Raw genomic sequence first — 7358 nt, 5'->3', positions numbered from 1 at the left:
CTACAATCCGCGCAGAAGGCACTCGGCTTTGGCATGGAAAAGCCCATTGGCATTCGAAGCCAGGGCCGCTTAAATGAGAACTCGGGGCGGAATCAAACCGTGACAGGTCCATACACAAGGTTCGCAAAACTCTATCAATCCGCCAATTGGCATTTGTCGTTAGAGAATGATGGCAACTTCGTACTCAGTAAATTGCGACACGCCCAAACTTTCTCTCATTGGCCCTTGGTCTCCGCCCCAATGGCGGAGGCGATGACCGGAGCCAGTCGCGCCGCCATTCAGCGCAATCTGGCGTGGATGGAAGGATGTAGTTTGATCCGCGAGGTGACAGGGCAGGGGCGATATCGAATGTGGAAAATCAGGCTCTAATCTCAGGAAGACTACGATCTGTCACCCGCGCGGTAAGCGCGAGGGGCGACACCGAAAGCTGCGCGGAAGATGGTCGAGAAATGCTGAAGATTGTTGAAACCGCAGGCCAGCGCTATCTCGCTGATTGACTGGCTGTCATAGCGCGGATCTTCAAATTGCGCGGCAACAGTTTCCAGGCGTTTTCGGCGGATTTCCTCGGCAATTGAGCTATCCTGTTTGGACAGAATACTGTTCAACCGGCGAACAGATATGCCAACCTCTTCAGCCACGCGGTTTCGGTCCAGATCGGGATCGCCACAATGCGAGGCGATATAGCTGCGCATCCGGACAATCATGTGCTGCTCTGGAGAGGCGAGGTCCGCGACCTGGCTACGACCGGCCGCAAGACCTGTGGCCAACAGGTCAATCAGTGTTTCCTGCAAGAGCTCGGAAACCGTCAGATCGGAGCCGTCCAAATGATCGGTGAGTGACAGGATATTATTACGAACCAGTTTTCCGATGCCGGACTGACCGTCAATCCTTGTCCCACCCATCATCCGCGCAACGGGCAGTCTGGCGAGCAGACGGTCTTTTGGCAACTGAAGGACTGTCTTGGAGAAACCGCTGCCCAACTCCAACAGATACGGATGAGCACTGTCGTACACACCGATGTCGCCGGGTCTCAGAACAGATTGGTTTCCGAACTGGGTGATTCGAGATGTGTTTTTGCGCTGAAGACTTACGAGGAAAAACTCCCCCGTCGCAGCGCGAATATCCCGTTTGCGGCGCACAACCGCATGCTGCGCCCCGGACACCGCCGAAATTGACAAAACGGAGTGTCTGGATATACTCAATTCTCCCGTAAAATCCGGGACTTGTTGAGACTCGCAGCCCAGCTGCACATAGCTGTCGCAGACCGCTTCGCACCAGTAGACGAAGCGATCGCGCGGAGCAACATCCGCCGTCGAATATCGGGCGACTTGTGTCATGTGTAGCCTTCGAAAACTCACCAGAGAGTTCATCAGGACGCTCAAAAACGCAAGTTTTTTGACCCAGACGCCAAAGTATGCTGCAGCAAGACATGGCAATCTCCTCGGATCAGGAGGAGGTTCCAACCATGTCTACACAATTCAAAGTCGCTGCTGTTCAGGCCGCGCCCTGCTTTCTCGACCTTGATGCTGGCGTCGCCAAGGCGGTGAAGCTGATCGAGGAGTCCGCGGCGGGTGGCGCGCATCTGGTCGCGTTTTCCGAAACCTGGCTGCCCGGCTACCCCAATCACGTCTGGCTTGGTCCTGTCGCCTGGCAAATGCAGTTCGTCGGGCGCTATTTCGACAATTCCATCGTGGCGGGTTCCGAACACGAAGCGCGTCTCGCAAAGGCCTGCCGCGACAACAATATTCAGCTGTCGATTGGCGTCAGCGAACGCGATGGAGGGTCACTCTACATCGCGCAGTGGCATTTCGATGAGACGGGTGAAGTCGTCAACCGCCGCCGCAAGCTGAAGCCAACCCATGTTGAGCGCACCGTCTTCGGCGAGGGCGACGGCTCCGATCTGAACGTGGTCGAAACAAAGATCGGTCGTGTCGGGCAGCTTGCCTGCTGGGAACACCTGCAGCCGCTGTCGAAATACGCGATGTATGCCCAGAACGAGCAGATCCATGTGGCCGCCTGGCCGAATCTCGCGCTCTACAAAGGTGCTGCCTATGCCTTGGGGGCGGAAGTGAATAATGGTGCCTCGATGATCTATGCGGTCGAGGGGTCGTGTTTCGTGCTTGCGCCTTGTGCGTTGGTCACGAAGGAGATGCAGGACCTGCTGTGCGAAGGAAATCCTGAGAAAGAGGCACTTTTGCCTCTGGGCGGTGGCTACACGGCGATCTACGCCCCCGACGGGTCGGAGCTGGCTGAGCGCATCCCGCACGATCAGGAGGGCATCATGTATGCCGATATCGACCTGCACATGATCGGCTACGCCAAGGCCGCCGCCGACCCCGCCGGGCACTACGCCAAGCGCGACAGCACCCGGCTGCTGATCAATCGCAAGCGCCAGCGTCCGGTTGTGAACTTCGATGATGCCCCCGGCTGGGAGGAGATTTCTCCTGTCGCCGACGCTCCGGCTGAAGCCGCTGAATGACGGCATCGCGCGCGCCATGCCACCCGGAAAAGGCGCGCGCACCATTCTTTCCGGGGAGGAAGACATGACCGAACCGACACCCGCAATCCCGAGCCACGAGGATTTCTACACCGACGCGCAGCGCAAGTTGCAGGACGAGAACGGGCACACCAAGCTTTCGCACGCCGTGATCCAGGCGTTCGTTCGGGACGAGCTGGAAGACGCTTGATGTGATGATGCGAAACGAAGTCAACCAAGAGTAAGGACACTCCGATGAATGTCGCGGCCCCCGAGGTCGTTTAGCCGATAGGAACCTTGCTTGCGGAACTCATCATGGCCAGTGGCAACCGCCACACAAACAGGCCGGACACACGACTGTACTGACAGACCATCGCAATCACAAAAAACGCTTGCAACGCAGGAGCCATCCACACAAGCCGTTCATGGTGTCAGATCGCGCCGCGGTGCAGCTTAATCGAACCAGTCATTCGCTGCGCTTGCGAGATCGTGGCATTGCTTGAGGTTGGCATTGCTGACAAACCCGCCGCTGTGGTCGACGTTTAGCATCTCCAATTGCTAAACTGATGACTGAACCATTCATTGGAGCGATTCAAAAGTTTTGAGCCATTTCAATCGTTGTACTGCAAGAAAGCGAGCGCAGCCTTCACAGCTATTGCCACGTTTTCTCGCAGCCTCTGACTACCAACTCCACTGCGCGCTTGAACAGAAAGGCCGTTTAGCAAAGTCAGGCACAGCTGAGCTGCTGCCTCAACGTTCACCTCCTCTTTGATGTCCCCGCACTCAACGGCAAGGGTCAGGCGTCCGGCGAGACGGTTGCGCGCGATTTCTAAGGTTTCTTCGATTAGAGATTGAACCTTTTCGTTTTTGGGAGCTTCGGCGGCACCGATCAAAAAAACGAAACATCCACGATGGCTTTCACCGGCCTCTGTGTAGATATTGACCGCTGTCTCGAAAAAAGCGGTGAGGACAGCTGGCAAAGTTTGATCGGTGCTAATGGCTTCATCGAGTTGGGACAGCATTTGCTGGCGGAACCAGAGTTGTGCGCTGAGAAAGATCTCTTGTTTGTTGCCAAACGCACCGTAAAGGCTTGGCCGCGTCAGTCCTGAAACTTCGGACAACATGTCCAGTGAAGTTCCCGCAAACCCCTGATCCCAAAAAAGTTCAGCGACTTTTCTTAAGACAACCTGTTCATCAAAGCCCCTTGGGCGTCCACGTCTTTTGCTTGTTTTTTTCATTTTATACCGTTTCGCAGATTTTTGTTGCATTCTCTTTTGTTGCGAGTTAGTACATAAATTAACAGGATGTAAGCAAATGAAAAAGCCTAAAATAGGCTCCCTAGCGTGGGGCGCTGAAACAAATGGTGCGCTCAGTGCGCATGAAAAGCGAAAAATGATCGTAAACTTGGCTTTTGTGCAGGTTAGAGAGTTCGCAGATTCAATTTGCCATTCAATTGGTTTGCTGCGGCCCCTTCCTGTATCATTAGATGAACTTATGCCTCGAGAGACTCCGCTTGTGCGTGACAGTCTATGCCTGGCGCAAGAAACCCATGACGAAGCGCTGCTGTTTCACAGCTGGCGTACCTACTTTCTGGGGCGCCTCATTGCGAAGCATGAAAAGCTAGATCACGATCCTGATCTGTTTTTTGCCAGCGCAATTCTTCACGACATCGCACTGACCAAAGGGCACTCTCCAAATGTCTCAGCTTGTTGTTTTGCGGTGAGCGGCGCAAACCGAGCACGCGATCACCTTTTGGCTTGTGGCCACGGCACGCATGACGCAAATCGCGTCGGCGAAGCGATCTCACAGCATCTAAATATGTATATTTCGTGGCGTAAAAGTGCTGCTGAATGCTACCTCGTTTCACGAGGCGCTGTGTGTGATCTCTTTGGCGCAGGACGTCATAGAATTGCACCAGAGAGTCTTGAAGAGTTGTTTCACTCCTACCCGCGCACTGGAGTGATCGAAGCGCTTCGCTTTGAAACCGCTGACCATTTCGACGGGTCGCGCGCTGACTTTCTGACAAGGCTTTCAGGGGGGAAAGCACCCAAAACTCCTTTCTATGATCGTCTAAGCCCAAAAAACTGATTTTCTTACAAGTTGGACACAATGAACGCACAACTAGGAACTCTAATTCGGGCAAGTTGGTTAGAAGGGTTAACGCTTATTGCTCTGCTCTTTATCGCTATGCCGATCAAATATCTTGCCGGTTTTCCATTCGCGACAAAGCTACTGGGATCGGTGCATGGATTCGCTTTTTTGAACTACTTGTGGTGCGCTTGTGCGATATTGCCCGGCTTGCCGATTTCGCGTCACTCCAAAGCATGGGTCATAATATCTGGCTTTATACCTTTTGGATTTCTTTACTCGCACAAAGTTCTTTCGTCGGTGAGGGAAGGCTAATGGGATACCAATTGGTTAAAGCTATTCACCTAGTGGCAGTATTTACCTTTGTCGGGGGATTGCTCGTGCAGACCTTGTGTCTCTGGGCGTTAAAAAACGAAGGTGGTAAGCAACAGGCAGCTCACATGCTTTCTCGCGTTCAAACGTGGGATCGGTCGATGACGAACCTGTCTCTACTTTTGTTATGGGCCGCAGGCTTATACCTCGGCCTAAGTACCGGTTTATTCCAAGAAACCTGGTTACAGCTCAAACTCGGTTTTGTCATCTTTCTTTCCGCGGTTCACGGGGCGCAAAGTGGGGTGATTAGGAGGTCGCTAAACAATCGAGCCGACTCCAAAAAAGGGCGCTCATTTTCACCCTATTTGCTGGTTTTCGCCTTCGCCGCAATCGCCTTATTGCTGGCGTTTAGACCATAGTAACTTCTTGCAAATCTTAGGATTTCAGGCGGACCAATCAAATCTCGGATGCTGTGCAAATTCGCAGCAGGCTGCGGCCCTATCACTGAAAATTTCACTTATAGAAAGGAAATGCTGTGTCTTTTAACGGAACCTGGAAAATCGAAATCCCAACGCCGATGGGAAAACAGCAAGCTGAACTGCTGATTGTGCATACCAACGAACTGCTTTCAGGCACCGCAACTGCTGGAGAAGAAACTGTACCCTTCATCAATCCAGCTGTCTCAGGAAACACCATATCATGGACCCAAAATGTGACCAAACCCCTAAAGCTAGAAATCAAATTTGAGTTGACGCGGGAAGGCGACAATCTCAGCGGCAAGGCCAAGCCCGGAATCTTGCCTGCAGCGAGTGTAACTGGTCGACGTATCTGCTAAGGAAACTGCAATGTCCCAACACACACCGTGGCCCACGATGGCCGTCTCAGTCGAAGACGATCCAGCGCGACGTAAAACCGTTGGTATGCTGGCGTTTCCCGGGTTAACGCTTTTAGACTTGTTTGGCCCACACGCTGTTTTGACAGGCATTATGCAGACACATCTGGTTTGGAAAGCCAAAGGGCCCATTTTGTCAGACACGGGCGTTTCGGTGCTTCCAGACATGAGTTTTGATGAAGCCCCAGAGCGTTTCGACATACTGTTTGTTCCTGGAGGCCCCGGGCAGGCTTCCCTATTCAACGATCCAGAAGTCATGGCGTTTCTGGCCCATCATGGCGCTCGCGCAGATTGGGTCACATCCGTTTGCACGGGCGCAATGATCCTTGGCGCGGCCGGATTGCTAGACGGGTATCGTGCCGCGACCCATTGGGCCGGGCGGGATGTTCTGCGCTTGTTCGGAGCAGATCCAGTGGCGGAACGTGTTGTGATCGACAGAAATAGGATCACTGGCGGCGGTGTAACTGCGGGGGTGGACTTTGGCCTCACACTGCTCAAGAAGATTTACGGGTCTGAGGTGGCCGAAACCACACAGCTTTTGATGGAATATGATCCCGCCCCTCCAATCAACGCGGGTTCCGTCGATAAAGCTAGACCAGAAATTTCCGAAAGAGCAATGGAGATTTTGGCACCCGTGGCGCAGATCACCCTTGACGCACTTTCTGAGCGTTTCTCCTGAGCGCAACGGCCCAGAGCGGATCTTGGACCATCCATTGTCATGCTGCATGCTGCGCTGCGGCCCGTCGAAGCAGCAATTCGCAGCATAGGCAAAAGCATGTAGTAGGCGAACTCACGCTTTGCGGGACAAAACCGACATTCACTTTTCACGCCTCGCTGGTGCAGCATCCTTTCGCCATCGCGGCACGCCTTTCCTTGCCATGCAGCGAATGCCACCGAAGCAGTCGTTCGAAGGCGTCGATTTGGCTTGGATCGAAACTGTACTTTCGCCGCGGCTTGGTCAGACATCTCAGGCGTGGACTAAGCTGGATTTCCCTGCTGCTGATCTAAGGTCTGCTTTGCCGTTTTCTGCCCTTTGACTTGCGTTAGATGACGGGTCGATCAACCGCAGCCAGAAGATCTCGCTGATCTACGTTCTCGAAAAAGATAAGTGTTCCAATGGTAACCGTCCGGTCTCCCCGCTCTGCCGGAGTTCGCTATGACCAGATACTGTCCAGTTAGGCTCAGGACCCATTGATTTCCGAGTGGCGGCGTGATTCACGGTTCAAAAACGAGCGGTGAATATGTCTGATCTTTTCTGGTTGACGGATGCGCAGATGGCGCGTCTTGAACCCTTCTTTCCCAAATCTCACGGGAGGCCGCGTGTAGATGATAGGCGCGTTCTTAGCGGCATTATCTTCATCAATCGCAATGGGTTACGATGGCGGGACGCACCACGGGAATATGGTCCGCATAAGACCTTGTACAACCGCTGGAAGCGGTGGAGTGACAAGGGCATCTTCGCTCAAATGATGATTGGTCTGTCGTGAGCGTCCGTTGAACCCGACCTGCCGCTTTTCGATTTGGTGCGTTAAGTGTCCGCTTAATTAAATGGACATTTAAGGGCCCTTAATGAGTAAGCGAAGAAAGCGG

At 53.5% G+C, this 7358-nt stretch carries 10 protein-coding genes and 1 pseudogene; 9 read left to right on the top strand and 2 right to left on the bottom strand.

Translation table 11 applies throughout. The features are described 5' to 3' along the window. Window positions 1-369 (top strand): helix-turn-helix domain-containing protein (locus ACXAH0_RS25005; RefSeq protein ID WP_475195986.1); only part of this gene is annotated, 369 nt, incomplete at its 5' end. Between the two features lie 11 nt (window positions 370-380). Here the strand turns inward: ACXAH0_RS25005 and ACXAH0_RS25000 are convergent. Next, window positions 381-1337 carry an AraC-like ligand-binding domain-containing protein gene (locus tag ACXAH0_RS25000; RefSeq protein ID WP_475195983.1) on the bottom strand — a complete coding sequence of 319 codons (957 nt, stop codon included), beginning with the start codon at window positions 1335-1337 and terminating at the stop codon, window positions 381-383. 128 nt (window positions 1338-1465) lie between these two features. Between ACXAH0_RS25000 and ACXAH0_RS24995 the strand changes: the two genes are divergently transcribed. Together ACXAH0_RS24995 and ACXAH0_RS24990 are read left to right on the top strand one after the other, a co-directional pair. After that, window positions 1466-2479 (top strand): carbon-nitrogen hydrolase family protein, encoded by a 1014-nt coding sequence (locus tag ACXAH0_RS24995; RefSeq protein ID WP_475195980.1) that lies wholly within the window; start codon window positions 1466-1468, stop codon window positions 2477-2479. A gap of 64 nt (window positions 2480-2543) precedes the next feature. Continuing rightward, a complete protein-coding gene (locus tag ACXAH0_RS24990; protein ID WP_475195977.1) occupies window positions 2544-2687 on the top strand; it encodes a hypothetical protein in 144 nt (47 codons plus the stop codon). 400 nt (window positions 2688-3087) lie between these two features. On the opposite strand, the gene ACXAH0_RS24985 is transcribed toward ACXAH0_RS24990, so the two are convergent. Beyond that, on the bottom strand, window positions 3088-3714 hold the full coding sequence (locus ACXAH0_RS24985; protein ID WP_475186460.1) for a TetR/AcrR family transcriptional regulator: 627 nt from the start codon (window positions 3712-3714) through the stop codon (window positions 3088-3090). Between the two features lie 76 nt (window positions 3715-3790). On the opposite strand from ACXAH0_RS24985, the gene ACXAH0_RS24980 reads away from it, so the two are divergent. The 6 genes and pseudogenes from ACXAH0_RS24980 to ACXAH0_RS24955 all read left to right on the top strand — a co-directional run. After that, the gene (locus ACXAH0_RS24980; protein WP_475186458.1) at window positions 3791-4564 is read left to right on the top strand and encodes an HD domain-containing protein; all 774 of its coding nucleotides are present in this window, start codon (window positions 3791-3793) and stop codon (window positions 4562-4564) included. Window positions 4565-4585: 21 nt separating this feature from the next. Continuing rightward, window positions 4586-4879 (top strand): DUF3817 domain-containing protein, encoded by a 294-nt coding sequence (locus ACXAH0_RS24975; protein ID WP_475186457.1) that lies wholly within the window; start codon window positions 4586-4588, stop codon window positions 4877-4879. After that, window positions 4801-5295, top strand: a complete 495-nt coding sequence (locus ACXAH0_RS24970) for a CopD family protein (RefSeq protein WP_475186456.1) — start codon at window positions 4801-4803, stop codon at window positions 5293-5295. Before ACXAH0_RS24975 ends, ACXAH0_RS24970 begins: the two co-directional genes overlap by 79 nt. A 116-nt stretch (window positions 5296-5411) precedes the next feature. After that, the gene (locus ACXAH0_RS24965; protein ID WP_475186454.1) at window positions 5412-5711 is read left to right on the top strand and encodes a hypothetical protein; all 300 of its coding nucleotides are present in this window, start codon (window positions 5412-5414) and stop codon (window positions 5709-5711) included. A 10-nt stretch (window positions 5712-5721) separates the two neighbouring features. Continuing rightward, window positions 5722-6447 carry a DJ-1/PfpI family protein gene (locus tag ACXAH0_RS24960; protein WP_475186452.1) on the top strand — a complete coding sequence of 242 codons (726 nt, stop codon included), beginning with the start codon at window positions 5722-5724 and terminating at the stop codon, window positions 6445-6447. Between the two features lie 562 nt (window positions 6448-7009). Next, window positions 7010-7252, top strand: a pseudogene (locus ACXAH0_RS24955) (transposase); the annotation flags it as partial. Window positions 7253-7358: the final 106 nt, after the last annotated feature.

This window comes from Roseibium sp. AWQ4_290 (assembly GCF_056160985.1).
The sequence above is the reverse complement of the archived record's forward strand: the minus strand, read 5'-3'. Positions and strand labels throughout refer to the sequence as shown.

What these genes read in the sequence shown, in the direction of transcription:
- ACXAH0_RS24980 (WP_475186458.1), top strand. Translation starts at nt 3,791, where the DNA reads ATGAAAAAGCCTAAAATAGGCTCCCTAGCGTGGGGCGCTGAAACAAAT.
- ACXAH0_RS24990 (WP_475195977.1), top strand. Translation starts at nt 2,544, where the DNA reads ATGACCGAACCGACACCCGCAATCCCGAGCCACGAGGATTTCTACACC.
- ACXAH0_RS24960 (WP_475186452.1), top strand. Translation starts at nt 5,722, where the DNA reads ATGTCCCAACACACACCGTGGCCCACGATGGCCGTCTCAGTCGAAGAC.
- ACXAH0_RS24985 (WP_475186460.1), bottom strand. Translation starts at nt 3,714, where the DNA reads ATGAAAAAAACAAGCAAAAGACGTGGACGCCCAAGGGGCTTTGATGAA.
- ACXAH0_RS24970 (WP_475186456.1), top strand. Translation starts at nt 4,801, where the DNA reads ATGGGTCATAATATCTGGCTTTATACCTTTTGGATTTCTTTACTCGCA.
- ACXAH0_RS24975 (WP_475186457.1), top strand. Translation starts at nt 4,586, where the DNA reads ATGAACGCACAACTAGGAACTCTAATTCGGGCAAGTTGGTTAGAAGGG.
- ACXAH0_RS25000 (WP_475195983.1), bottom strand. Translation starts at nt 1,337, where the DNA reads ATGACACAAGTCGCCCGATATTCGACGGCGGATGTTGCTCCGCGCGAT.
- ACXAH0_RS24995 (WP_475195980.1), top strand. Translation starts at nt 1,466, where the DNA reads ATGTCTACACAATTCAAAGTCGCTGCTGTTCAGGCCGCGCCCTGCTTT.